Origin of the sequence: Mesorhizobium sp. M0898, from assembly GCF_040319695.1 — a bacterium.
Classification (GTDB): Bacteria; Pseudomonadota; Alphaproteobacteria; order Rhizobiales; family Rhizobiaceae; genus Mesorhizobium.
Genome location: NZ_JAMYOE010000029.1, coordinates 37,309 through 62,520 on the forward strand (window position 1 = coordinate 37,309; position 25,212 = coordinate 62,520).

At 62.3% G+C, this 25,212-nt stretch carries 20 protein-coding genes; 8 read left to right on the forward strand and 12 right to left on the reverse strand.

What is annotated here, in order from left to right; genetic code table 11:
- The first annotated feature begins 287 nt into the window (after window positions 1-287).
- A complete protein-coding gene (locus NKH90_RS24545; RefSeq protein ID WP_084641571.1) occupies window positions 288-767 on the forward strand; it encodes a TadE family protein in 480 nt (159 codons plus the stop codon).
- 1 nt (window position 768) lies between these two features.
- Window positions 769-2,553, forward strand: coding sequence for a pilus assembly protein TadG-related protein (locus tag NKH90_RS24550; RefSeq protein WP_352770566.1), 1,785 nt, complete (start codon window positions 769-771; stop codon window positions 2,551-2,553).
- A 15-nt stretch (window positions 2,554-2,568) separates the two neighbouring features.
- Here NKH90_RS24550 and bglA read toward each other — a convergent pair whose 3' ends face one another.
- The 10 genes from bglA to NKH90_RS24600 all read right to left on the reverse strand — a co-directional run bounded on the left by bglA (window position 2,569) and on the right by NKH90_RS24600 (window position 18,584).
- Complete coding sequence (gene bglA / locus NKH90_RS24555; protein ID WP_352770563.1) at window positions 2,569-4,197, reverse strand: beta-galactosidase BglA; 1,629 nt, start codon at window positions 4,195-4,197, stop codon at window positions 2,569-2,571.
- Window positions 4,187-6,220: a glycogen debranching protein GlgX gene (gene glgX, locus NKH90_RS24560; RefSeq protein WP_352821491.1), complete on the reverse strand. Its 2,034-nt coding sequence runs from the start codon at window positions 6,218-6,220 to the stop codon at window positions 4,187-4,189. The genes bglA and glgX overlap by 11 nt, the downstream gene beginning before the upstream one ends.
- Entirely contained in the window at window positions 6,220-7,848 is a 1,629-nt protein-coding gene (locus NKH90_RS24565; RefSeq protein ID WP_352821493.1) for an alpha-D-glucose phosphate-specific phosphoglucomutase, read from the reverse strand. The genes glgX and NKH90_RS24565 overlap by 1 nt, the downstream gene beginning before the upstream one ends.
- A 3-nt stretch (window positions 7,849-7,851) precedes the next feature.
- Window positions 7,852-9,297 carry a glycogen synthase GlgA gene (glgA, locus tag NKH90_RS24570; RefSeq protein WP_352470956.1) on the reverse strand — a complete coding sequence of 482 codons (1,446 nt, stop codon included), beginning with the start codon at window positions 9,295-9,297 and terminating at the stop codon, window positions 7,852-7,854.
- Window positions 9,298-9,300: 3 nt separating this feature from the next.
- The gene (glgC, locus tag NKH90_RS24575; RefSeq protein ID WP_352490794.1) at window positions 9,301-10,566 is read right to left on the reverse strand and encodes a glucose-1-phosphate adenylyltransferase; all 1,266 of its coding nucleotides are present in this window, start codon (window positions 10,564-10,566) and stop codon (window positions 9,301-9,303) included.
- Between the two features lie 35 nt (window positions 10,567-10,601).
- Window positions 10,602-12,815: a 1,4-alpha-glucan branching protein GlgB gene (gene glgB / locus NKH90_RS24580; RefSeq protein ID WP_352821497.1), complete on the reverse strand. Its 2,214-nt coding sequence runs from the start codon at window positions 12,813-12,815 to the stop codon at window positions 10,602-10,604.
- 146 nt (window positions 12,816-12,961) lie between these two features.
- A complete protein-coding gene (locus NKH90_RS24585) occupies window positions 12,962-15,430 on the reverse strand; it encodes a glycogen/starch/alpha-glucan phosphorylase (protein WP_352821499.1) in 2,469 nt (822 codons plus the stop codon).
- A gap of 175 nt (window positions 15,431-15,605) precedes the next feature.
- Window positions 15,606-16,388, reverse strand: a complete 783-nt coding sequence (locus NKH90_RS24590; protein ID WP_352470952.1) for an ATP-binding cassette domain-containing protein — start codon at window positions 16,386-16,388, stop codon at window positions 15,606-15,608.
- A gap of 2 nt (window positions 16,389-16,390) precedes the next feature.
- Window positions 16,391-17,452, reverse strand: a complete 1,062-nt coding sequence (locus NKH90_RS24595; RefSeq protein WP_352503463.1) for an ABC transporter permease — start codon at window positions 17,450-17,452, stop codon at window positions 16,391-16,393.
- Window positions 17,453-17,606: 154 nt separating this feature from the next.
- Window positions 17,607-18,584 (reverse strand): sugar ABC transporter substrate-binding protein, encoded by a 978-nt coding sequence (locus tag NKH90_RS24600; protein ID WP_502893787.1) that lies wholly within the window; start codon window positions 18,582-18,584, stop codon window positions 17,607-17,609.
- A gap of 267 nt (window positions 18,585-18,851) precedes the next feature.
- Between NKH90_RS24600 and NKH90_RS24605 the strand changes: the two genes are divergently transcribed.
- The 6 genes from NKH90_RS24605 to NKH90_RS24630 all read left to right on the forward strand — a co-directional run bounded on the left by NKH90_RS24605 (window position 18,852) and on the right by NKH90_RS24630 (window position 24,254).
- Window positions 18,852-20,081: an ROK family transcriptional regulator gene (locus NKH90_RS24605; protein WP_352470950.1), complete on the forward strand. Its 1,230-nt coding sequence runs from the start codon at window positions 18,852-18,854 to the stop codon at window positions 20,079-20,081.
- A 2-nt stretch (window positions 20,082-20,083) separates the two neighbouring features.
- Window positions 20,084-20,530 (forward strand): RbsD/FucU family protein, encoded by a 447-nt coding sequence (locus NKH90_RS24610; protein ID WP_352470949.1) that lies wholly within the window; start codon window positions 20,084-20,086, stop codon window positions 20,528-20,530.
- Complete coding sequence (locus NKH90_RS24615; protein WP_352470948.1) at window positions 20,527-21,450, forward strand: carbohydrate kinase family protein; 924 nt, start codon at window positions 20,527-20,529, stop codon at window positions 21,448-21,450. Before NKH90_RS24610 ends, NKH90_RS24615 begins: the two co-directional genes overlap by 4 nt.
- 254 nt (window positions 21,451-21,704) lie before the next feature.
- The gene (locus NKH90_RS24620) at window positions 21,705-22,847 is read left to right on the forward strand and encodes a DegT/DnrJ/EryC1/StrS family aminotransferase (protein WP_352540722.1); all 1,143 of its coding nucleotides are present in this window, start codon (window positions 21,705-21,707) and stop codon (window positions 22,845-22,847) included.
- Window positions 22,848-22,865: 18 nt separating this feature from the next.
- Window positions 22,866-23,072, forward strand: coding sequence for a hypothetical protein (locus NKH90_RS24625; RefSeq protein WP_352470946.1), 207 nt, complete (start codon window positions 22,866-22,868; stop codon window positions 23,070-23,072).
- Window positions 23,073-23,234: 162 nt separating this feature from the next.
- Window positions 23,235-24,254: an LLM class flavin-dependent oxidoreductase gene (locus NKH90_RS24630; protein ID WP_352821501.1), complete on the forward strand. Its 1,020-nt coding sequence runs from the start codon at window positions 23,235-23,237 to the stop codon at window positions 24,252-24,254.
- Window positions 24,255-24,292: 38 nt separating this feature from the next.
- Here the strand turns inward: NKH90_RS24630 and NKH90_RS24635 are convergent, their stop codons facing one another.
- Together NKH90_RS24635 and NKH90_RS24640 are read right to left on the reverse strand one after the other, a co-directional pair.
- Window positions 24,293-24,775, reverse strand: coding sequence for an RES family NAD+ phosphorylase (locus tag NKH90_RS24635; RefSeq protein WP_352503465.1), 483 nt, complete (start codon window positions 24,773-24,775; stop codon window positions 24,293-24,295).
- Window positions 24,772-25,203, reverse strand: coding sequence for an antitoxin Xre-like helix-turn-helix domain-containing protein (locus NKH90_RS24640; RefSeq protein WP_352614887.1), 432 nt, complete (start codon window positions 25,201-25,203; stop codon window positions 24,772-24,774). The genes NKH90_RS24635 and NKH90_RS24640 overlap by 4 nt, the downstream gene beginning before the upstream one ends.
- Between the last annotated feature and the right edge of the window lie 9 nt (window positions 25,204-25,212).

Below are 25,212 nucleotides of genomic sequence, written 5' to 3' on the forward strand. Positions count from 1 at the left end.
TCCCTTTCCGGCAGCTGGTGGCCAAACAGTAACGTGGAGATTTTTTATTTCAACAGACTCTCGGGGTCACCCAAAGTAAGGGGGCCGGGGCAGTCGTTTTGCGGGCGGCCAATCAATGGTCGAAACCATGAGTTTGACTGGGTTTCCTGGCCAGAACGCCGATCTGGGAAATAATCTGGCCGATCTTTTCAGTTTACCGGAATGTATTAATTGGTTCTTAGGCAACCAAGGGTTACAAATTTCGATGGAATCGGCACATCGACCTTGGGTTCCAACGGGCAAGGGCAATGAACAAGATAGACAGTAATACTGTCGCATTGAAGCGTAAAATATTGCGCCACATACGGACGAATCTACGCAAAATTGGAGAAGAGTCCGGAACTTCCGCGGTCGAGTTCGCCCTGCTTTCCCCAATCTTTATCCTTCTTTTGCTCGGAATGGTTGCATATGGTATCTATTTTGGTGCAAGCAACTCCTTGCAGCAAATCGCCGCCGATGCCGCCCGCACCGCAATTGCCGGATTGAATCAAACCGAGCGCCAGGCGCTGGTGGCGAGTTTCGTCAAAAACAATGCCAGTGGATACCCGTTTGTCGATTCCGGCAAGCTGACCTATCAGGCGACGGACAGCACGGCCGACGGAAATCAGTTCGTCGTGTCGATCCAGTACGATGCCAGCAACCTGCCGATCTGGAACCTATTACCAAGCCTTGCGATGCCGCAAACCACGATGTCGCGCAGATCTACCATCAGGATTGGAGGCATTTGAAATGTCGCAGTTCTTGCTGAGGAGCATCGGGCGGATCGCTCGCTCGATGGTTGGCGACAAGAAGGCGAACTTTGCCGTCATGACGGCGCTGACAGCGCCATTCGCGCTGGGGCTGGCTGCCTTCGCTGTCGACGAAGGTTCGATCTACACGGAGCGCAGGGAAGCCCAGGCGATGACCGATCTGGCGGCGATCACCGCGGCGTCGAACATCAACAATATGGAAGCCGCGGCGGTAACCACGCTCAGTGACAACCGAATGCCCGGCATCATTGTTCAAAAGGCAGGTCAGACAATCGTTCCCACGGTTGGCAAAACCGTCGTGTCGGTCACCGGCGGCCGATACTCAGCGGCGTCCTCCGTTGGTGTCGACAAGCGCTTCGAAGCCGGCAAAACGCCTTACAACGCCGTTCGCGTCACTCTGCGAAAAATCCCCGCCCGGTATTTCGCCAGTTCGCTCATCCCTACTCCGGTTGTCGGCACCGAAGCCATTGCCAGCGTGACCCCGCAAGCGATGTTCTCGGTCGGGTCCAGGCTCCTCAGCGTCAATGGCGGCATCCTCAACGCGCTTCTCAGCAAGTTGCTGGGCGCCAACATTTCGCTCAGCGTCATGGACTACAACGCGCTGATCTCGGCCGATGTCAACGTGCTTTCGTTCGTCGATGCCCTTGCCGTACAGTTGCAACTGACAGGTGTCAGCTATTCCGACGTTCTGGCGTCAAAAGCGACGGTAGGCCAGATCGCGACCGCCATGGCCAATGCGTCCGGATCGGGTAGCGCCAGCAAACTTGTGCTGCAGACGATCGCGTCGAGGGCCACCAACACGGTCAAGATACCCCTCAGTCATCTTATCGATCTTGGCTCGATCGGCAGGCTCGGCCTCGGACAAAAGTCTCCCGGCTTTTCCGTCGACGCAAGCGCGATGGGCATGCTGGGTGCCGCCGCCTCGCTGGCCAATGGCTCAAACCAGGTCCAGGTCGATCTCGGCGCCACTATTCCGGGACTTACCTCCACCACGCTCGCCATCGCCATCGGTGAACCGATGCAATACTCACCCTGGCTGGCCGTCGGGGAAAAAGGCACCGTGGTGCGCACCGCGCAGACGCGCATCAAGCTGGTCACCACAGTGGGCATCGGCAATTCCAATCTCGGCGGCGGCATCAGCCTGCTGTCCGTCAACCTGCCTCTGCATGTCGAAGTCGCCTATGCGGAAGCCAAGCTAACCGACATCAGCTGCCCGACGGGCCGGCCGGATAGCATCAAGGTTTCGATCGCCGCGCAGCCTGGCGTGGCCTCGCTGCACCTTGCCACCAGCGACGCCGACAACAACCCATCGGCCTTCGCCGATTTCAGCAATCCGCAATCGTTCTCCGATGCCACGATTGCCCAGGTGAGCGTGAAGCTTCTGCTGCTTACCCTCAATCTGCTCGATGTGAAGGGTTCTTCATCACTTGCCATCACCAACAACGATCCGACCACATTGACGTTCGACAGCACCGATATCGCCAACAAGACGATAAAAACTGTTGCCACAAAAAACCTGACGCAATCACTCACGACATCGCTGGTCAGCGGCCTCTCGCTCTCGGTCAATGCACTGGGCCTCGGGCTGGACGTGACGGCCCTGCTCGGAACGGTTAAGCCGGCGGTGGTAACGGTTCTGAACGGCGTGACGGCGCCGGTCGACGAACTGGTCTATAACGTGCTTGCAGCTGTCGGCGTGCATGTCGGCGAGGCCGATGTGCGGGTTGTCGGCGCGACTTGCGGGCGCTCCGTGCTTGTTCAATGAGATGATGAATAGAGCTCAGCCAATCCGGCCGAGGAAGCAGCCCAGCGGCGGCAGCGACAGAGTTCTTTCCTGCAAGACGCCGGCAGCACCGCCAAGATCTCTCGGCTCTATCGCTTCCAGATCCGGTGGCAATTGCCAGCCGGCCGGCTCGTCGGCGAAATTGAAGACACTGAGCAGCTTTTCGTCACCGCCTTCGCGAATGAAGGCAAGGACGTCGCCTTCGGCATCGAGGAACCGGATCGAGCCTCGAACCAGCGCCGGATGCTGCTTGCGCAAGGCCAGCATCGCCCGGTAGCTCGCCAGGACGGAGGTTTGCTCGCCGTCCTGGACGTCGACCGCCCGGTCGCGATGGCTTGCCGGGACCGGAAGCCACGGCTTGCCCGTCGAAAAGCCGGCATTGTCGGCGCCAGTCTCCCAGACCATCGGCGTTCGGCACCCATCCCGCCCCTTGATCCCCGGCCAGAAGCGGATGCCGAAAGGATCGCGCAAATCCTCGAACGCCAGTTCGGCCTCCTCCAGCCCGAGTTCTTCGCCCTGGTAGAGGCAGATCGATCCGCGCAGGCAGGAAAGCAGCACGATCGAGAATTTCGCCACCCTGTCCGGATCGCCGCCCGGCCTTTTCCATCGACTGACATGGCGCACGACATCGTGGTTGGAGAACGCCCAGCAAACCCAGCCGTCGAATACCTTACTCTCGAAGGCCTCGACACAGCCACGCACATGCGACGCCGAGAATTGCGGGCCGAGCAGGTCGAACGTGTAGGACATTTGGAGCTTGTCGCCACCGCCGGTATAGGCGGCGAGTGTCTGCAAGGAACGCGTTTCGTCGCCAATCTCGCCGACAGCGGCGCGGCCTTCATATTCGTCAAGCAAGGCCCGGAAGCGCCTGAGGAAAGCAAGGTTTTCCGGCTGGCTCTTGTCGAACAGATGCTCCTGATAGAGATAGGGGCTGGTTGCCGTATTGGTGCCGGCGACGCTTTCCGCCAAAGGCGGGTTGCTGCGCAGCCAGCGGTCGTGGACGTAATAGTTGACCGTATCCAGCCGGAAACCGTCGACGCCGCGCTCGAGCCAGAACCGCACCGTTTCCAGCAAGGCGTCCTGCACCTGTGGGTTGTGGAAATTCAGGTCCGGCTGCAAGGCGAGGAAATTGTGCAGGTAATATTGCCTACGCGTTGCGTCCCATTCCCAGGCCGGGCCGCCGAAAAGCGACAGCCAGTTGTTGGGGGCGGTGCCGTCGGGCTTCGCATCGGCCCAGACGTACCAGTCGGCCTTGGGGTTGTCGTGGCTCGTGCGGCTTTCGACGAACCATTCGTGCCGATCCGACGAATGCGACAAGACCTGATCGATGATCACCTTCAGGCCGAGCCGGTGCGCCTCCGCAATCAGTGCGTCGAAATCCTCTAATGTGCCGAACATCGGATCGACGGCGCAGTAATCCGAAACGTCGTAACCCATATCGGCCATTGGCGACTTGAAAAAAGGCGACAGCCAAACGGCGTCGGCACCGAGCGATGCGACATGGGCCAGCCTCGAGGTGATGCCGCTGAGATCGCCGCTGCCGTCGCCTGTCGTGTCCTGGAAGGAGCGCGGGTAGATCTGGTAGATGACGCAGCCGCGCCACCATTCGGCATTGTCAGCCATCATGGCTCTCCCCTGCGCCCGCACGCGCTGTCCTGCTTTCGATCATGAACAGGACTGTTCGCCCAGGCACCGGCCGCGAGATATCGCTACTATCCGGTTCGATAGCTGGGCGCCAATGAAAACCCGCCCGTTCCGGCAGCGTGAACATGCAGGCCCGGCGGTCGCCATTGATGACCACCGCAAGGCGACTGTTCTCACCGCTACCGAGAACCATGACCAGCCGGTGCCGCCTGGCATCGTCCCAGGCTGCCTCGTCGAACGGCACGCCGGTTTCCGTCAGCCAGGCTACGTCTGGGATTTCCGAGCCCGCAGGCGGTTCTCCGGTCAGGAACATTGTGTCCAAGAGCGCCGGCACGACACGACGCATCCTGGCGAGCAGAGCCGTATGGTGTTCGAGCGCCAGGTCGCGCCCGGCCCAGTCGAGCCAGGTGATGTCATTGTCCTGCGCGTAGGCGTTGTTGTTGCCGCGCTGCGTGCGGCCGAACTCGTCGCCGGCCGTCAGCATGATCGTGCCGCGCGAGGCAAAGAGCGTCGCCAGCAGCGCGCGCTGGTCATCGAAACGGGCCGTAACGATTGACTGGTCGCTGGTCTCGCCCTCGACGCCATCGTTCCAGGACAGGTTGTCGTCGTGACCATCGCGGTTCTGTTCGCCATTGGCCTCGTTGTGCTTGTGCCCATAGGCGACGATATCGGCCAGCGTCATGCCGTCATGCGCGGCGATGAAGTTGATGCTGCGGCTCGTTGTCTGGCCTGCTTTGGCAAAGACGTCGGACGAACCGGCAAGCCGCGTCGCCAGGGCACCGATCATGCCGCCGTCGCCGCGCCAGAAGCGGCGGATATCGTCGCGGTATTTGTCGTTCCATTCGAGGAAGGGCGGCGGAAAATTGCCGAGCTGATAGCCATCCGGTCCGATATCCCAAGGCTCGGCGATCAGCACCCGGTCGCCAAGAACAGGGTCGTTGCGAATGGCGTTCAGCAGCGGCGCATCGGAGTCGAAGACGCCGTCGACGCGGCCGAGGATCGGCGCCAGGTCGAAGCGGAATCCGTCGACACCGGCGCGCTGGACAAAGTGGCGAAGCGTGTGGAGGACCATTTCCCGGACGACCGGATGCTCGCAGGCGAGCGTATTGCCGGTTCCGGTGTCATTGACCAGAGCGCCGTCGGCCTCGTGCCGGTAGTAGGCGCGACTGTCGAGCCCGCGCAGCGACAATGTCGGGCCGAGCCGGTCGCTTTCGCCGGTGTGGTTGAACACCAGGTCGAGAATGGTGCCGATGCCGGCCTCGCGCAGCGCGGCGACCGTTCCGCGCAACTCGGCCAGACCGCCGGGCGCCAGTCGCGGATCGAGCGCCATGAAGGTCACGGGATTATAACCCCAGGCGTTGCGCAGACCGAGCGGCGGTAAATGCCGTTCGTCGATCGATGCAGTCACCGGCATCAACTCAATGGCTGCCACGCCGAGTTTTTGCAGATGCTCGACAACGAGGGGGTGAGCGAGCGCTGCAATGGTGCCGCGTTGCTTCTCGGGAATGTCGGGATGCAGCTTTGTGAAGGCGCGTACCGGCACTTCGTAGATAAGGCCGCCGGGCCGAAACAGCGGCGGCAAGGCGGGCAAGGATTCCGGCAAGGCGCCGGCGATGGCTTTCGGCATCAGCGGCGCCGTGTCGGCCCCCTCGCCCCGGCGCGCGGCGAGCCGGCCGTCATAGGCATAGGGCCTGTCGATCTCGACGGCATAGGGATCGGCCAGCAGCTTGTCGGGATCGAACCAGAGACCGTGTTCCGGCGCGTAGTCGCCATCGGCGCGGAACCCGTATCGGGTCCCGGCGGCGAGACCGGTAACAAAAAGTGCATGGACGCCCTCGTCTTCCGACTGGAGTTCCAGCCGGTCGACTTCGCGGTTGCCGTGTTCGTCGAAAATCGAGACCCAGATGCGCCGAGCCGACGAGGACCATGCGGCGAAGCGGATACCGCCCTCCCCGGCAAGCCCGCCAAATCGCGGACGATAGCCGGCGGATAGTCCCGACGACATCAGGTGATGACGCTCGGCTTGGCGCGGCCGGTATGGCTGCGAATCCCGGCAATGTCGTCGGCCGCCGCGATCAGATCGGCAAGCGCCTCCTGGGTGTCGAGATCGTGGCGGTTCTTGTCCGGCTCGTAGCGCTCGACATAAAGCCGCAGCGTCGCGCCCGAGGTGCCGGTGCCGGACAGGCGGAAGACGACGCGTGAGCCGCCTTCGAACAGCACCCTGATGCCCTGGTTCTCGCTGACCGAGCCGTCGACCGGATCGTGATAGGCGAAATCATCGGCGCTGGCGATCGTCATGCCGCGCACGCTAGTGCCAGGCAGCGAGCCGAGCTTGGCGCGCAACTCGCCGACAAGCGCGTTGGCACGATCGGTCTCGACCTCCTCGTAGTCGTGGCGCGAATAATAGTTACGGCCATAGGCCGCCCAATGCTGGGTGACGATCTGCTTGGCGCTTTCGCCGCGAACGGCAAGGATGTTGAGCCATAAAAGCACAGCCCACAGGCCGTCCTTTTCGCGGACATGGTTGGAGCCGGTCCCCGCACTCTCCTCGCCACAGATCGTTGCCATGCCGGCATCGAGCAGATTGCCGAAAAATTTCCAGCCGGTCGGCGTCTCGTAGATGCCGATGCCGAGCTTTTCGGCGACCCGATCGGCAGCACCGCTGGTCGGCATCGAGCGGGCGATGCCTTTCAGCCCCGCCTTGTAGCCCGGCGCCAGATGGGCGTTGGCGGCGAGCATCGCCACCGAATCCGACGGGGTGATGAAAATTCCCTTGCCGATAATCAGGTTGCGGTCGCCGTCGCCATCCGAGGCGGCGCCAAAGTCTGGCGCATCCGGCCCCATCATCTCGTCGTATAGGTGTTTTGCGTGCACCAGATTGGGATCGGGATGATGGCCGCCGAAATCCGGCAGCGGAATGAAATTGCGGGCGGTGCCGTTGGGCGCGCCGAGCCGGTTTTCGAGGATCTCCTTGGCGTAGGGGCCGGTCACCGCATGCATGGCGTCGAAGCGCATGCGGAAGCCCGACCTGAACAGCGCCCGCAATGCGTCGAAATCGAACAGGCTTTCCATCAGTTCGGCATAGTCGGCGACAGGATCGATGATTTCGACGGTCATGTCCCCCGTCTTGACCGTGCCGATCGTGTCGATGTCGACCTGCCCGATATCGGCGATCTTGAAGCTTGAAATCGCCTTGGTTTTTTCGAAGATCGCATCGGTCAGCTTTTCCGGCGCCGGGCCGCCATTGCCGGCATTGTACTTGATGCCGAAATCCTCATGCGGGCCACCCGGATTGTGGCTGGCCGACAGGATGATGCCGCCAAAGGTCTTGTATTTGCGGATGACATGCGAAGCGGCCGGCGTCGACAAGATGCCGCCCTGCCCGACCATCACCTTGCCGAAGCCGTTTGCCGCGGCCATGGCGATGGCCTTCTGGATGACCTCGCGGTTATAGAAGCGGCCGTCGCCGCCGATCACCAGGGTTTTGCCCTCGAACCCGTCCAGCGCGTCGAAGATCGACTGGATGAAGTTCTCGGCATAGTGCTCCTGCTGGAACACGGGGACCTTTTTACGCAGCCCGGACGTGCCGGGCTTCTGGTCGGGATAGGGTTTGGTGGCGACGGTGCGGATCATCAGTCAGGCAGCCCTTTTCGAAAGCAGCAAGCGATAGTGTTGGACATATTTTTCGGCGCTTTTGTCCCACGAAACGTCGGCCTTCATGCCTTGCCGCTGCATCGACGTCCACACTGCGGGATTGGCATGCGCCTCGACAAGGCGGCGGACGGCGTGCAGCAAGGCGCCGGCATTGGCGGGCGCAAACTGGAAACCGGTCGCCACGCCGGCAGAGATGGCGGCTTCGTTGGCATCGATGATCGTGTCGGCAAGGCCGCCGGTGCGCGCGACGACCGGCACGCAGCCATAGCGCAGGCCGTAAAGCTGTGTCAGCCCGCAAGGTTCGAAGCGCGATGGGATAATGATTGCGTCGCAGCCGCCCTGCATGGTGTGGGAGAGTCCCTCGTCATAGCCGACGACGACGCCGATGCGGCCGCGATGGCGGGCTGCGGCGGCAAGCAACGCGCCTTCCAGCCCAGCGTCGCCGGAGCCGAGGATCGCCAGCCGTGCACCTCTTGCAACGATGCCGTCGATGGCCGCAGCCAGTATGTCCATGCCCTTTTGCCAGGTCAGCCGGCTGACGACGCAGACGATCGGGCTATCATCGCGATCGAGGCTGAAACGGTCCTCGACCGCGGCCTTGTTGGGCATTCGCGCCTTGAGCGTCTTTGCGGTGTAGTTGGAGACCAGATGCTTGTCGGTTTCCGGGTTCCAGATCTCGGTATCGATGCCGTTGACGATGCCATGGAGATCGACGGAGCGCATGTTGATCAGGCCGTCGAGGCCCATGCCGAATTCGGGCAAGCGGATTTCCTGCGCATAGGTCGGGCTGACCGTGGTGATCGCCCACGCCGCCTGCAGGCCGGCCTTGAGGAAGCCGACGCCGCCGTAATATTCGACGCCGTCGAGCGCCATCGCCGCCGCCGGCAGGCCAAGCTCGCCAAAAATGCCGGCGCCGAACTGGCCTTGGAAGGCTAGGTTGTGCACGGTGATCATCGACGGCGTGCCGACCGCCTTGCCGTAGCGCATGTAGGCAAGCGTCATTGCCGACTGCCAGTCATGGGCATGGACGATATCGGGCAGGTAGCCCGAGATCGCGCCGCCGGCAATATCACCGCCTACCTGGCTCAAGGCCGCGAACCGCCGCCAATTGTCCGGCCAGTCGGCGCCTGTCGCGTTGCCGTATGGGCCGCCGGGACGGTCGAAAAGATGCGGCGCGTCAAGCACGAACAGGTCGAGCCCGGCGATCTGGGCGGCATACACCGAAGCCTTGCCGCCCTGCAGCAATGGATATTGCTGAACCGGCTTCTTTTTCCTGAAGGCGCCCATCACCTGAGGATAGCCGGGGACGAGCGTGCGCATGGTGACGCCCTTGCCGGCCAATGCCACGGGCAAGGCGCCGGTCACGTCGGCGAGCCCGCCCGTCTTGACCAGCGGAAAGATCTCGGGCGCCACCGACAGAACCTGCATGCACTACGATCCCAGCCTGTTGATCATGTCCTGCGTGACGAGGCAGATGCCTTTTTCCGAAACGCGGAAACGCTTGGCGTCGAGGACGGGATCCTCGCCGACCACCAGACCCTCCGGGATCCTGACGCCGTGATCGATGACCACGCGCTTCAACCTGGCGTTGCGGCCGACATGGACGTCCGGCAGCATGACGACCTCCTCCAGCGTCGAATAGGAATTGATGCGCGCGCCGGTGAAGATCAGGCTTCGCTTCAGCGAAGCGCCCGAAACGATGCAATCGCCCGACACGAGAGACGACACGGCCGACCCGCGGCGGCCATCCTCGTCATGCACGAATTTTGCCGGCGGCTTCAACTCGGCATAGGTCCAGATCGGCCAATCGCGGTCGTAAAGGTCGAGTTCCGGCGTGATGTCGGTCAGGTCGATATTGGCCTCCCAATAGGCGTCGACCGTGCCGACGTCGCGCCAATAGGCCTCGTTCTCGGCGGTCGAGCGCACGCAGGATTTGGCAAAACGATGGGCGATCGCCTTTCCGTGCTCGACGATGTAGGGGATGATGTCCTTGCCGAAGTCCCGGCTCGAGCCGGGCTCCGCCGCATCGCGACGCAATTGCTCCATCAGGAATTTGGTCTTGAACACATAGATGCCCATCGAGGCCAGCGCGAAATCCGGTTTGTCGGGAATGCCCGGCGGATCGGCGGGCTTTTCGATGAAGGAGATGATGGTGTCCTTGGGATCGACATGCATGACGCCGAAGCCGGTGGCTTCCATGCGTGGCACTTCGAGGCAGCCGACGGTGACGTCGGCGCCGGCCTCGACATGCTGGCGCAGCATCATTTCGTAGTCCATCTTGTAGATGTGGTCGCCGGCCAGGATGACCATGTATTCCGGCCCGTAGGCCTCGATGATGTCGATGTTCTGGTAAACGGCGTCGGCCGTGCCCTCATACCATTGCGTTTCCGATACACGCTGGCTGGCAGGCAGGATGTCGAAACTCTCGTTGCGCTCGGGCCGCAGGAAGTTCCAGCCGCGCTGCAGATGGCGGATCAGCGAATGCGCCTTGTACTGGGTGGCGACGCCGAGGCGGCGGATACCGGAATTGAGCGCATTGGAGAGCGCGAAATCGATGATGCGGGTCTTGCCGCCAAAATAGACCGCCGGCTTGGCGCGGCGGTCGGTCAGTTCCTTGAGCCGGCTACCACGGCCGCCTGCCAGCACATAAGCCATGGCGTCGCGTGCCAGCGGCTGTGTTCGTTTTATTTCAGCCATTCCTATCCTCCCAGGTTAGATGCTCCAGACATAGCTCAGTCCGGGACGAATTCGAGCATGATCGTCGACAGCGGCGGCAAAAGCATCGTCGCCGAAATCCCTCCCCCTTCCGCCCGAGCCTCGACGACGCCGCTATTGCCCTTGCCGGAACCGCCATAATCCGTGGCATCGGTGTTGATGATCTCGCGCCATGTTCCGGCCTGCGGCAACGGCACGCGGTAATTGTCGCGCGGCACCGGCGTGAAGTTGGAAATGACGGCGACCGGGTTGCCGCCAGGCGCGCTGCGCAGCCAGGCAAAGACCGAGTTCGCGCTGTCGTCGACGATCAGCCAGGAAAAGCCCTCCGGCTCGCAGTCGCGGGCATGCAGCGCGGGGCGCGAGCGGTAGAGATAGTTGAGATCGCGCACCGTCTGCCAGACGCCACGGTGGAACCGGAAATCGAGCAGGTTCCAGTCGAGCGCGCGCGCCTCGCTCCACTCGCGGCGCTGTGCGAACTCCTGGCCCATGAACAACAGCTTCTTGCCAGGATAACCCCACATGAAGGCGTAGTAGGCCCGCAGCGTCGCGAATTTCTGCCAGTCGTCGCCGGCCATCTTGTTGAGCAGCGTGCCTTTGCCGTGCACCACCTCGTCATGGGACAGCGGCAGCACAAAATTCTCGCTGAAAGCGTAGACCAGGCCGAAGGTGATGTCGTTGTGGTGATGCTTGCGGAAGATCGGCTCCTTGGAGAAATACTCCAAAGTGTCATGCATGAAACCCATGTTCCACTTGAAACCGAAGCCCAGTCCGCCTTCATGCACCGGCTGCGAGACTTTCGGCCACGAGGTCGATTCCTCGGCGATGGTCATCACACCTGGATGGTGGCCGTAGACCTCCTTGTTCATCCGCTGCAGGAAGCTGACCGCTTCGAGGTTCTCTCGCCCGCCCTTCTCGTTGGGAATCCATTCACCGGCCTTGCGCGAATAATCGAGATAAAGCATCGAGGCGACCGCATCGACGCGCAGTCCGTCGACGTGATATTTCTCGGCCCAGAACAGCGCATTGTTGACCAGGAACGAAATCACTTCGCGACGGCCGAAATTGTAGATCGCTGTGTTCCAGTCGGGATGGAAGCCCTTGCGCGGATCGGCATGTTCGTAGAGCGCGGTACCGTCGAACTTTGCCAGACCGTGTTCGTCAACCGGGAAATGCGCCGGCACCCAGTCGAGGATGACGCCGATCCCGGCGCGGTGGGCGCCGTCGACGAAGCGGGCAAAACCGTCCGGATCGCCAAAGCGGGCAGTCGGCGCATAAAGACCCGTCGTCTGGTAGCCCCAGGACGGGTCATAAGGGTGTTCGGAGATCGGCATGAATTCGATGTGGGTAAAACCGGTCTCGACCACGTAAGGGATCAGCCTGTCGGCGAGCTCGTCCCACGACAAGAAGCTGCCGTCGTCGTGAAGCCGCCATGACCCGGCATGGACCTCGTAGATCGATACGGCTTCGCGCCTGTGGTCGGCATTGCGCCAGTAGTTCCGGTGCGCCTCGTCGCCCCATTCGTGCGCCGGCGGCAGCGCCGTCACCGAGGCGGTGGCCGGGCGCAGTTCGGACTTGAAGGCGAACGGATCGGCTTTGAGCGGCAATCTCACGCCATCCGGCCCGATGATTTCATACTTATATGGGCGGCCAGCGCCAATGTCGGGAATGAACAGCTCCCAGATGCCGGTATCGCGGCGGACGCGCATGGTATGCCTGCGGCCATCCCACTCGTTGAAGTCGCCGACCACCGAGACGCGCCTTGCATTGGGCGCCCACACCGCAAAATGCACACCCGATGCACCTTCATGGTCGATGAGATGGGCGCCGAGCTTGTCGAACAGCCTGAGATGCGACCCTTCGGCGATGTAATAATCGTCCAGCGGGCCGAGCACGGGACCGAAGGAATATGGATCGGTCAGCCACCAGTCACCGCCGGAATTCCTGGCGTGATAGCGCAGCGGCTGGCGTTTGCGCAGCGACAGTTTGCCTTGGAAGAAACCGCTGTCGTCGCGTCTCGACAGCTCGCCGGCCTTCTTGCCGGTCAGCGTATAGGCGGTGACGAACTCGGCATAAGGGACGAAGCAGCGGGCGACAAAGCCCTTTCCCGCCTCATGCACGCCAAGCACGGCAAACGGATCGCCGTGGGTGCCGGCGACAATCGCCGCGACATCGCCGGCTGGCGCCAGTCCGTCCGGCCCGTTTGTCGCAACGGTCGCGCGCGGCTTGCTCATCAGGCAGTGACCCTCCCCGGGCACCAAGTGTATGTTTCTAGTGGAGTTTTGAATTCGACATTCGCCATGCCGCCTTACCCTCCAAGGGATGCGAGGGTCAAATCACTCCACTAGGGCCACATTGTTCGTAGTCTCATGCAATCACATCAGGCGGGCACGTGCCAGATGTCTTTCGCATATTGGCGGATCGTGCGGTCGGACGAGAACCAGCCGACGCGCGCGACATTGCGGATGGCTCTGGCGTACCAGTCCGGGCTGTTGCGCCAGACGGCATCGACGTCGCGCTGGGTGGCGGCGTAGGCATCGAAATCCGCGGCGACCATGAACCAGTCGCTCTGGTAAAGACCGTTGATCAGGTCGCGATAACGGTCCGGATCGTCAGGTGAAAAGACTCCGGATGAAACCGCGGCCAGCGCCTGCGCCAATTCAGGCGATCCCTCGATCACAGCGCGCGGATCGTAACCATTGTTGCGCCGCTCGGCGACCTCATCGGTGGTCAGGCCGAAGATGAAGATATTATCGTCGCCCACGCATTCCTTGATCTCGACATTGGCGCCGTCGAGCGTGCCGATGGTCAGCGCGCCGTTCAGCGCGAACTTCATGTTGCCGGTGCCGGACGCTTCCATGCCGGCGGTCGATATCTGCTCCGAAAGATCGGCGGCCGGCATCATGATCTCGGCCAGGCTGACATTGTAGTTCGGCACGAATACCACTTTCAGCAAGCCGCGCACCGCCGGGTCGCGGTTGATGACCCGGGCGACGTCATTGGCAAGTTTGATGATCAGCTTGGCGTTGTGATAGCTGGGCGCCGCCTTGCCGCCGAAGAATTTGACGCGAGGCATCCAGTCGCGCTCCGGATGCGAGCGGATCTGGTCGTAAAGCGCGACCGCCTCGAGAATGTTCAAGAGCTGGCGCTTGTATTCGTGGATGCGCTTGACCTGGATGTCGAACAGCGCCGATGGGTCGACCTTGATGCCGAGCCGGTCGGCAACGAGCTTGGCAAGCCTCATCTTGTTCGCCCGTTTGACGGCGGCGAACTTGTCGCGGAAGGCTGCGTCCTCAGCGAAAGGATCAAGCCGCTTTATCTCGTCGATGTCGTCGAGGAAGCCGTCGCCAATCGCCTCTCGGGTGAGTGCAGTGAGGCCGGGATTGCACTGTATCAGCCAGCGCCGTGGTGTGATCCCGTTGGTCTTGTTGTTGATGCGATCCGGGTAGAGCCTGTGGAGGTCGGCAAACACCGTCTCCTTCATCAATTCCGTATGCAGTGCCGAGACGCCGTTGATGGAGTGCGAGCCGACAAAGGCCAGATTGCCCATACGCACGCGCCGATCGCCATTTTCCTGGATCAGCGAGATGCGGCTGATCTGCTCGTCCGAGAACTGGTCGGAGGCGCGCGCCTCGAGCAGCACCTCGGCGTTGATGGCGTAGACGATCTGCATGTGGCGCGGCAACAGCCGCTCGAACAGCGGCACGGGCCAGCTTTCCAGCGCTTCGGGAAGGAGCGTGTGGTTGGTGTAGCCGAAAGTGCGCTTGGTGATGCTCCAGGCCTGGTCGAAATCCATGCCATGGACATCCATCAACAGGCGCATCAACTCGGGGACGGCGATGGCCGGATGGGTGTCGTTAAGATGGATCGCCGCCTTGTCGGGCAGCGATTGCAGGTCGCCATACTGGCTGAGATGACGCTGGACGATGTCCTGCAGCGAGGCGGTGGAGAAGAAATACTCCTGCCTGAGCCGCAACTCCTGGCCGGCCTTGTGGGAATCGGCCGGGTAAAGGACGCGCGACAACGCATCGGCCTTGTTGCTTTCGGCGAGCGCACCGATGTGATCGCCGGCATTGAACTTGTCGAGCAGGATCGGGTCGACCGGCATGCCGGACCACAGACGCAGCGTGTTGACGCGGTTGGCCCGCCAGCCAACCACCGGCGTATCGTAGGCAACGGCCAGAACATGTTCGGTCGGCTTCCAGACGTGCCGCTCGAGCCTGCCGTCCTTCGAGGTGATCGATTCCACCGAGCCGCCGAAACCGACCTCGAAGGAGCGTTCGCGGCGCTCGAACTCCCAGGGATTGCCGTGATCGAGCCACGTCTCGGGCAGCTCCACCTGCCAGCCGTCATGGATCTCCTGCCGAAACATGCCGTTGGCGTAGCGGATGCCGTAGCCATGCGTGGGGATATTGACGGTCGCCATGCTTTCCATGAAGCAGGCGGCGAGCCGGCCAAGACCGCCATTGCCAAGGGCAGCGTCCGGTTCGAGCGCTGCAATGATGTCGAGGTCGACGCCAAGCGACGACAGCGCCTCGCGCATATTGTCCATCAGGCCGAGATTGGAGAAGGCATCGCGCATCAGGCGGCCGATGAGGAATTCCAGCGACAGGTAATAGACGCGCTTTTCCTGCTGGGCGTAGGCCTCTTGGGTCGCCTGCATCCAGTGATCGACTATGCGGTCGCGTACAACCTTGATCGAGGCGGTGAGCCAATCGTACTGGGTTGCAACGTTGGTGCCCTTGCCGAGCCTGTATTTGAGGGCTTGCAAGACTTCCTCGGCGAGCGTCTTGGGATCCGGGTTTTTGAGCGTGGGCAGAGGAGCTTCGGTTGTCATCGCGCGCGTCATGCTGCCTCTCGTGACGTTGCCAGGATCATGCGGCTTTCACCATCTCTGCCAATGCTAGTGCATCCCACCGGATGTTCAATCGATTCAGGTGATCGCAAGCCGGGTTGCCCTGCGGCAATTTGGCATTTGGAAACAGCGCGTTTGGGACCCTTGGCGATGGGCCTCAAGTTCTTGCTCAAGCCGCCAGCGCCGCTTCCGGCGGCACCTTGGCGCCCGTCATGAAGGCGACCGCGTCGGACATCGTATACTGCTTCGGATCGATGACGCACAGGCGACGGCCGAGCCGGTGAATGTGGATGCGGTCCGCCACCTCGAAGACATGCGGCATGTTGTGTGAAATCAGCACGATCGGCAGGCCTCGCTTCTTCACGTCGAGGATCAGTTCGAGGACGCGGCGGCTCTCTTTGACGCCAAGCGCCGCCGTCGGCTCATCCATGATCACCACCCGGCTGCCAAAGGCGGCGGCGCGCGCCACCGCCACGCCCTGACGCTGGCCGCCGGAAAGCGTTTCCACGGCCTGGCTGATGTTCTGGATGGTCATCAGGCCAAGCTCCGTGAGCTTGTCGCGGGCGCGCTTTTCCATCGCCGGGCGGTCGAGCATGCGCAGCCATTCGCCGAGGAACCCCGGCTTGCGGATCTCCCGGCCGAGGAACATGTTGTCGGCGATGGACAGCGCCGGCGACAGAGCCAGGTTCTGATAGACTGTTTCGATGCCGGCCTCCCGTGCCTCCATCGGCGACTTGAACGCAACGGGCTTGCCTTCAAGTCGTATCTCACCTTCGTCGGGCACGACCGCGCCGGAAATCGCCTTGATAAGCGACGACTTGCCGGCGCCGTTGTCGCCAATGACGGCAAGGATTTCGCCCGGATAGAGGTCGAAATCGGCGTTGTCGAGGGCGGTGACGCGGCCATAGCGCTTGACCAGACCGCGCGCGATGAGGATGGGTTCCTGGGTCATGGCTATGCCGAAACCTTTCTGATCCATTGATCGATGGCCACGGCGCCGATGATCAGCACGCCGGTGAGCAGCACCTTCCACTGCGGATCGGCGCCCAGCATGTTGAGGCCCATCGAGACGACGCCGACGATCATGGCGCCGAACAGCGTGCCGAGGATCGAGCCGCGCCCGCCGAACAGAGAAATACCGCCGATCACCGTCGCGGTGATGGCCTGAAGATTGTAGTCGGTGACAGCGGCGGAAGGAGAGATCGAGCCATTGCGGCCGATGGAGACCCAAGCTGCGAAGGCGGCGATCAGCCCGGCAAGGGCATAGACGGTCATCAGCACCTTCTTCGTCTGGATGCCCGACAGTTTCGCAGCCTCCTGATCGTCGCCGACCGCGTAGACATGGCGGCCCCATGCGGTGTGGTTGAGCACGTACCAGAGGACCAACACGAGAACGACCATGGCAATGACGCCAAGCGTCAGCACGGCCGTGCCGACCTTAAAGCTCAGGGCAAACAGGTGCAGCAGAGGCGCCTGGACGTCGACGTCGGTGTCGCGGATCGTCTCATTGGCCGAATAGATGAAGTTGGTGGCCATGACAATGTTCCAGGTGCCGAGCGTCACGATGAAGGGGGGCAGCTTCATGTAGGCGACCAGCACACCGTTGAGCAGGCCGCACGCGCCACCGGCGAGAAGCCCGATCGCCACCGCGAGCACGGCCGGCATACCGTAGCTGACCGCGCAATTGCCCATGATCACAGCCGAAATCACCATGATCACGCCAATCGACAGGTCGATGCCGGCAGTCAGGATCACCAGCGTCTGTGCGGCGCCCAGAATGCCGACAATGGCGATCTGCTGAAGGATCAGCGTCAGCGTATAGGATGAAAAAAAACGCCCGCCGATGGTGATACCAAAAATAATGATAGCCAGAACCAACACGATAAGCGGCACTGCTGCCGGCGTGGAATGCAGGAAATGCTGGGCACGCTTGACGGCCGATTTATGGTCGTCGAACGCGGCGACGCTTGTGTCGCTGCTCGATAGAACTTTTTCGAATTCTTGTGCTTGAGCCATGTTTCCTCCCCTGGGCTTCGGCCAACCGCCGACGCCATCCACGCCTTCCGGTCTGCCGCCGGCACTATTTGCGTTTAGATCGGCACATCGTCCACCCGGAGCGGCCGGGGATCAAGCCCCGGCCGATCGCGATCTGTTGCCGGTCAGGCCAGGCTCAACCCCAGCACTTGGCGAGGCCTTCCTTGGTGTCGATGGACTTCACACCGTTGGCGGGCTTGTCGGTGACAAGATTGACGCCGGTATCGAAGAAGTTCTTGCCTTCGGTCGGCTTCGGCTTCGTCCCGTCCTTGGCGAAAGTGGCGATCGCCTCGATGCCGAGCGCCGCCATTTGCAGCGGATATTGCTGCGAGGTAGCGCCGATCACGCCTTCGGTCACCGATTTCACGCCGGGGCAGCCACCGTCGACCGAGACGATCAGCACCTGGCTTTCGAGACCGACGGCCTTCAGCGCCTGGTAGGCGCCGACAGCTGCGGGCTCGTTGATGGTGTGGATGACGTTGATGGTGTTATCCTTCTGCAGAAGGTTCTCCATCGCCTTGCGACCACCCTCTTCATTGCCGTTCGTCACGTCGTGGCCAACGATGCGCGGATCGTCCTCGTCGCCGATCTTGTTGGGGTCCTTCACGTCTATGCCGTAGCCCATCATGAAACCCTGGTCGCGCAGCACATCCACCGTGGGCTGCGACGGCGTCAGGTCGAGGAAGCCGATCTTGGCATCCTTGGCCTTATCGCCAAGCGTCGCGGCGGCCCATGCGCCGATCAGCTTGCCGGCTTCCAGATTGTCGGTCGCGAAGGTCGCGTCAGCCGCATCGATCGGATCAAGCGGGGTGTCGAGCGCGATCACCAACAGCCCGGCGTCCCGCGCTTTCTTCACGGTCGGCACGATACCCTTGGTGTCGGACGCGGTGATGAGGATACCCTTGGCCCCGTCGGCGATACAGCTCTCGATTGCAGCCACCTGGCTCTCGCTGTCGCCGTCGATCTTGCCGGCGTAAGTCTTGAGATCGACGCCAAGCTCCTTGGCCTTGGCCGCCGCACCTTCCTTCATCTTGACGAAGAAGGGATTGGTGTCGGTCTTGGTGATCAAGCAGGCGCCGACCCCGGCGGCCGATGCCGTCGACGCAAAGGCCATCAGGCTCAGTCCGGCCGCGGCAAACACGGTGGATTTCAACAGTTTTGACGTGGTCACGATTTTCCTCCCATGGAACCATTTAGGATGCCGGCCAACCGGCATCTGCAGCGCGTCCGACGAAATCTCCCAGTGTCGGCGCCGACCTCAAGAGACACCAGTCCGGCAGCACTGTCAATAATTAAATCACTCTTATTTATTATTGACAACGCAGGATTGTTCACTCACTCTAGACCAAAAGCATTGAGGGGAAACGACGGGAGGAACAGGGTGGAGACCGGCATTACGAGGCACGGCTCGCCCGATGCGGCCGAAAGCCGCCTGCACCGCGGCACCAATCAAAGCGGCATGCGGGACCACAATGAGCGGCTGGTGCTGTCGCTGGTGCGCCAGCACGGCAGCCTGGCCAAATCCGACATCGCACGTATGACCGGCCTTTCGGCGCAGACAGTGTCGGTCATCATGCGCGAGCTGGAGGAGGACGACCTGCTCGTCCGCCAGGCGCCGTTGCGCGGCAAGATCGGCCAGCCCTCGATACCCATGGCGCTCAATCCCGACGGCGCCTATTTCATCGGCCTGAAGATCGGCCGCCGCAGCGCCGAATTGGTGCTGATCGATTTCCTCGGCAGTGTGCGCTCGATGCTGCAGCATTCCTACCGCTATCCGGCGCCGCGCGAAACGGTGGAATTCGTCACAAGCGGCATGAAGAAGATGCGCGGCGAACTCACCCCGGCGCAGGATAAACGCATTGCCGGGCTTGGCATCGCCATGCCGTTCGAATTGTGGAACTGGGCCGACACCGCCGGCGCGCCGCGTGAAATCATGGACGAATGGCGCCATCGCGACATCCGCGCCGATATCCAGGCGCAATGCGAATTTCCAGTCTATCTGCAGAACGACGCCACCTCGGCCTGCGGCGCCGAGCTCGTGTTCGGCCACGCGGCGGGTGCGGCACGCGATTTCGTCTATTTCTATATCGGTGCCTTTGCCGGCGGCGGCATCGTGCTGAACGGCCGGTTGTTTGGTGGCCCAACCGGCAATGCCGGCGCGCTGGGCTCGATGCCGGTGCCAGGGCCGGACGGCAAGCCGACGCAGTTGATCGACGTGGCGTCGATCGCCATGCTGGAAAAGGCGCTCAACGCGCGCGGCATCGAGGCCTCGCATCTGTGGACATCACCGGGGGACTGGGGCGAGATCGGCGCCGAGCTTGACGACTGGATCGCCAGCGCCTCGCAGGCGCTTGCCTATGCCATCGTTTCGGCCTCCTCCGTCATTGACTTCGATGCCGCGGTGATCGACGGATGGATGCCGCTTGCCGTGCGCAGGCGGCTTGTCGATGCCGTTATCCAGGCCATCGGCCGGATCGACGGCGAAGGCCTGAGGCTGCCGGCCGTTCGCGAGGGAACCGTCGGCATCCATGCGCGGGCGCTGGGTGGCGCCAGCCTGCCGCTGTCGGAGCGCTTCCTCATCGGCTCGACCACGATTTCCCGGAGCTTCTGAGCATGCTGATCGGCATCCCGGCGCTGCTCGGCCCCGAGCTTCTGGCGATATTGCGCGCCATGGGCCATGGCGACGAGATCGCCTTGGTCGACGGCAACTACCCGGCCGAGCAGCAGGCACAGCGGCTGGTCCGCGCCGACGGTCATCATCTCGTCCCCGTGCTCGATGCGGTATTGAGCGTATTGCCGGTCGACGACGCCGTGCCGCAGGCGCTGTTTCGCGCCTCGGCCAAAGGCGATCCCCTGCTCGCCGATCCGGTTCACTATGAGATGGAAGCGATCTGCGCCAGGCGTGCGCCGGGCCGCAAGGTGGTTGCGCTTGCCGGTGCCGACTTCTATGCACGGGTCAAGGCCGCGCACGCGATCGTCGCGACTAGCGAGCCGCGGCTTTATGCCAACATCATCATTCGCAAGGGCGTGATCTATCCGCCGGAAAGCAAGACTTCATGATCCTCTGCTGCGGCGAAGCCCTGATCGACATGCTGCCGCGGACCACGACGGAGGGCGAGCCGGCCTTTGCCCCCTATGTCGGCGGTGCCGTCTTCAACTCGGCCATTGCGCTAGGCCGGCTCGGCGCGCCCGCTGCCTTTTTCTCCGGCCTGTCGTCGGATCTGTTCGGCGGGCAGTTCAGGGAGGCGCTGGGGAACAGCAAGGTCAGCTCGACCTATGCGCACACTTCGCCGCGGCCGACCACGCTCGCCTTCGTGCGGCTCACCAACGGCCAAGCGACCTACACCTTCTATGACGAGAACACCGCCGGGCGCATGCTGACCATCGAGGACCTGCCGGAACTCGGCAGCGAGATCGAGGCCATGCTGTTCGGCGCCATCAGCCTGATCTCGGAGCCGGCCGGATCGGCCTATGAGGAGTTCATGCGGCGCGAACATGAGCGTCGCGTGATGATGCTCGACCCCAACATCCGGCCAAACTTCATTCCCGACAAGGCCAAGCACCTCAGGCGCATCCGCGGCATGATGGCGATGGCCGACATCGTGAAACTGTCGGACGAGGATTTGAACTGGTTCGGCGAAGCCGGCTCGCATGAAGACGTCGTCCGTAACTGGCTGGATCGCGGCCCAAAGCTGATCGTGGTCACCCACGGCAGCGAAGGCGCGGTCGGTTACAGCAGCCAGCACCGGGTCACCGTCGTGCCGGACAAGGTCGAGGTGGTCGATACGGTCGGAGCCGGCGACACATTCAATGCCGGCATTCTTGCCTCCTTGCATGAACAGGGTCTGCTGTCGAAGACGGCAATCGCCAGTTTGCCGGAAGACGCCATCCACAAGGCGCTGACGCTTGGCGCCAAGGCCGCGGCGGTGACGGTATCGCGGGCCGGCGCCAACCCGCCATGGCGGCATGAAATCGCCTGACCGGCTGGTGCGCAGCCCATGGACTGCTCACCGGCGATCACTTTATGTTTCGTCCAGCCTGGCGGGCGGGGTGCGAAGCCTGTAACAGGCCGGCCGAAGCCCGGATTTCCACGCCTTTAAGAGGCCAGATCGGAAATCAGAGGTAACAGGCTGCGACACTTGAGCAATTCAGGGTTTTTGCCCTGCGGCTTTCTCGGCCGTACCAAGTCTGCTACCAGCGGCCGGTTATCTGACTAAAACCGTTTGAGGCCGACATGCAGTTCATCGATCTTGGCGCGCAGCGCGAACGCATCCGCGACAGGCTGAAAGCGGCAATCGACCGGGTTGTCGACGAAGGCCGCTATATTCTCGGACCGCAGGTCACCGAATTCGAAAACAAGCTCGCCGCCTATATCGGCATCAAGCACGTGGTCGCTTGCGCCAACGGCACCGATGCGCTGCTGCTGCCGCTGTTTGCCGCCGGCATCGGCCCGGGCGACGCGGTGTTCGTGCCGAGCTTCACCTTCGCCGCCACGGCCGAAGTGGTGGCGCTGACCAAGGCCGAACCGGTGTTCGTCGATGTCGATGCCGACAGCTACAATATCGACATCGCCAGCCTCGAGGCGGCAATTGCCATGATCAAGGCGGAGGGCCGGCTGAGGCCGAAGGCAATCATTCCCGTCGACCTGTTCGGCCTCGCCGCCGATTACGAGGCGATCATGGCCATCGCCGATCGCGAAGGCCTGATGGTCATCGAGGATGCGGCGCAGGCGACCGGCGGCTCGGCTGACGGCAAGATGTGCGGCTCGTTCGGCACCGTCGGCTCGACCAGCTTCTATCCGGCAAAGCCGCTCGGCTGCTATGGCGACGGCGGTGCGATGTTCACCAATGACGATGCGCTGGCCGAACAGCTGCGCTCGTTCGCCTTTCACGGAAAGGGCGAAACGCAATATGACAATGTCCGCGTCGGCATCAATTCACGGCTCGACACGCTTCAGGCGGCGATCCTGATAGAGAAGCTGGCCATCCTCGAGGACGAGATGGTGGCGCGGCAAGCGGTCGCCAATCGCTATGCCGAAGGTCTCGGCGATATCGTCAAGGCGGCGCGCAATCTGGGCGGCGGCCGCTCGGCCTGGGCGCAATACGCCATCGAAACGCCGAAACGGGACGGGCTCAAGGCACATCTCGGTGAAAAGGGCATTCCGTCGGTCATCTACTATGTGAAACCGCTGCACAGCCAGATTGCCTATCGCGATTATCCGCGCACGCCGACCGGCCTTGCCGTTTCGGAAGAGCTGCCGAAGCGCATCCTGTGCCTGCCAATGCATCCCTATCTGAGCGAGGCTGACCAGGACCGGATCATCGAAACGATCCGAAACTATATCGGCTCGAATTCGGCGCATGTAGCGGCGGCATAAATTCGAAAGCTTCGAAGCATGGTCGCGGAATACATCGACGAGTTCATCATGTTCTGCGCCGGGTTGTGGATGGCTGGCATCGGCTTCGGATTTCTCGCGGACCCGTTCCAAGCTCGCCCCGGCCAGCAGCAAGCATGGTGGACCAACTTTGGGACTCGCTTCAAATGGATGGGACCGCTGTTGATCCTCATCGCGATAGCGCTCGCATTCGCGGCACCTTCCTAGGCTGGCGTCCGACGGCAGCTCGGCACGGTCGGCCATCGTTGATCAACAACCGCCGATTCAAGCTTTGCGCGTCAAGGCAGGCGGTCATCGGCACCGATTTTGCGATGCTTTGCTGCGCGCCGCAGCATAGTCTGCACCTGGCTCCCCTTTAGGCTGGTTCTCATGAAGAAGATTGGTTTCCTCTCGTTCGGGCACTGGACGCCCTCGCCGCAATCGCAGACGCGGACGGCATCCGACGCGCTTTTGCAGTCCGTCGAGTTGGCGGTCGCGGCCGAGGAGCTGGGTGCGGACGGCGCGTATTTCCGCGTGCATCACTTCGCCCGCCAGCTCGCCTCGCCCTTCCCGCTGCTGGCGGCGGTCGGCGCAAAGACCAGCCGAATCGAGATCGGCACGGCGGTGATCGACATGCGCTATGAGAACCCGCTCTACATGGCCGAGGACGCCGGCGCCGCCGACCTAATCGCCGGAGGGCGTCTGCAGCTGGGCATCAGCCGAGGCTCGCCGGAGCAGGTGATCGAGGGATGGCGCTACTTCGGCTACGCCCCGCAAGAGGGCGAGAGCGATGCCGACATGGCCCGTAGACACACCGGAGTGCTGCTCGAAGTGTTGCTGGGCAAAGGCTTTGCGCAGCCCAACCCGCGGCCGATGTTTCCCAACCCGCCTGGCCTGCTTCGCGTCGAGCCGCACTCGGAGGGCCTGCGCGAGCGCATCTGGTGGGGCGCCGCCACAAACGCCACCGCCGAATGGGCGGCGAAGCTGGGGATGAACCTGCAGAGCTCCACGCTCAAATTCGACGAAGGCGGAAAGCCGTTTCACATCCAGCAGGCCGAACAGATCAGGGCTTTTCGCGAGGCCTGGAAGTCGGCCGGTCACGCGCGCGAGCCGCGGGTGTCGGTCAGCCGGAGCATTTTTGCCTTGGTCGACGATCGCGACCGCGCCTATTTGGGCGGCAACCAGAGCGGAGATCATTTCGGTTACATCGAGGCAGACAGACGCGCGGTGTTCGGCCGCTCCTATGCCGCCGAACCGGACGTCCTGATCGAGCAGCTAAAGGGCGACGAAGCCATCGCCGAGGCCGATACGCTGCTGCTTACCGTCCCCAACCAGCTCGGCGTCGAGTACAATGTCCATGCCATCGAGGCGATCCTGACCCATGTCGCTCCAGGCTTGAGTTGGCGCTGACGGGTTGTGTTAAGTAGGAACCTGCCTCTCTGCCCGGCTCAGGAGCCAAACAGGCGGCTATCCCAGTATACGGGTTGATGCAGGCTGGCCGTGATCAGGGAAAACTCCGGATGTGCCGGATTGATCAACACGTTGTTGTCGGGGCGAGCCACGACGCTTGGCACGATCAGGATCGCGCTGCGGCGCTCGACACACCATGTCTCACCGAATTCCTTGCTCACCGTTGCCGGCATCATATCCCATCCGGGCAACGACGGCTGAGAAAAGATTTCGTAGCTCAGCCCGCGCGGAAGCATGATCTGGACGTAAGGCTGGTTGGGCGGCAGTCTGCCGCTGCCGTGCACCAGCTTTTCCAGCAAGGCCGTTGAATAATGCTCGCTGGTGTAGATCAACGGGCTGCCGGGCGTGTTCCAGCGGCCAGGCGCTATCGTCGAGCCCGTCGCGTCGAAGATCGGATATGTGCCGGCTGGATCGCCGATCCTGAAGCACTGCAGCATGCGATCGAGTATCTGTGCCGTCAAGCAGCGGTGCCGTACTTCAGGCCTGCAAGGATATCGAGCACCAGTTCGGCGCCGATCTCGCTTTGAATGACCACGTCGATCGGGCGTCGGTCTTCCAGCATGGGATGAGACCGAAACAGAAAGTCACGAGCCTCACCTTCGATCTGCCAAACGTCGAGGGCCAGGTTCCATAGGCGCGCCACCCGCGCCACCCGCATGCCCTCTTCCGAAGAGAGTCGGAGAGCACCTCTCTTGCGGCGCTCATAAGTTGCCTTTGGGACGAGGCGATATTTGAATTGCGTATCGGCCGGTGCCAGCAATTGTGAGACGCGTTCAAGCGCACCCAACGGCAATCCGTCTTCGATTCGAGCCATCAGCCCGAATGGCGACCGTGCAGCCGTCTCCTTGGGCGGCAGCCCCAGCACATCGGCTATATTTCCAAATGCCATTAGCCTCAG

Coding starts and splice junctions, on each gene's coding strand:
- NKH90_RS24610 (WP_352470949.1), top strand. CDS start 20,084: ATGCTGATCGGCATCCCGGCGCTGCTCGGCCCCGAGCTTCTGGCGATA.
- NKH90_RS24590 (WP_352470952.1), bottom strand. CDS start 16,388: ATGACCCAGGAACCCATCCTCATCGCGCGCGGTCTGGTCAAGCGCTAT.
- NKH90_RS24640 (WP_352614887.1), bottom strand. CDS start 25,203: ATGGCATTTGGAAATATAGCCGATGTGCTGGGGCTGCCGCCCAAGGAG.
- NKH90_RS24565 (WP_352821493.1), bottom strand. CDS start 7,848: ATGATCCGCACCGTCGCCACCAAACCCTATCCCGACCAGAAGCCCGGC.
- NKH90_RS24585 (WP_352821499.1), bottom strand. CDS start 15,430: ATGACGCGCGCGATGACAACCGAAGCTCCTCTGCCCACGCTCAAAAAC.
- NKH90_RS24620 (WP_352540722.1), top strand. CDS start 21,705: ATGCAGTTCATCGATCTTGGCGCGCAGCGCGAACGCATCCGCGACAGG.
- NKH90_RS24595 (WP_352503463.1), bottom strand. CDS start 17,452: ATGGCTCAAGCACAAGAATTCGAAAAAGTTCTATCGAGCAGCGACACA.
- NKH90_RS24615 (WP_352470948.1), top strand. CDS start 20,527: ATGATCCTCTGCTGCGGCGAAGCCCTGATCGACATGCTGCCGCGGACC.
- bglA (WP_352770563.1), bottom strand. CDS start 4,197: ATGATGGCTGACAATGCCGAATGGTGGCGCGGCTGCGTCATCTACCAG.
- glgC (WP_352490794.1), bottom strand. CDS start 10,566: ATGGCTGAAATAAAACGAACACAGCCGCTGGCACGCGACGCCATGGCT.
- glgA (WP_352470956.1), bottom strand. CDS start 9,297: ATGCAGGTTCTGTCGGTGGCGCCCGAGATCTTTCCGCTGGTCAAGACG.
- NKH90_RS24545 (WP_084641571.1), top strand. CDS start 288: ATGAACAAGATAGACAGTAATACTGTCGCATTGAAGCGTAAAATATTG.
- NKH90_RS24600 (WP_502893787.1), bottom strand. CDS start 18,584: ATGGCCTTTGCGTCGACGGCATCGGCCGCCGGGGTCGGCGCCTGCTTG.
- NKH90_RS24550 (WP_352770566.1), top strand. CDS start 769: ATGTCGCAGTTCTTGCTGAGGAGCATCGGGCGGATCGCTCGCTCGATG.
- glgB (WP_352821497.1), bottom strand. CDS start 12,815: ATGAGCAAGCCGCGCGCGACCGTTGCGACAAACGGGCCGGACGGACTG.
- NKH90_RS24625 (WP_352470946.1), top strand. CDS start 22,866: ATGGTCGCGGAATACATCGACGAGTTCATCATGTTCTGCGCCGGGTTG.
- glgX (WP_352821491.1), bottom strand. CDS start 6,220: ATGTCGTCGGGACTATCCGCCGGCTATCGTCCGCGATTTGGCGGGCTT.
- NKH90_RS24630 (WP_352821501.1), top strand. CDS start 23,235: ATGAAGAAGATTGGTTTCCTCTCGTTCGGGCACTGGACGCCCTCGCCG.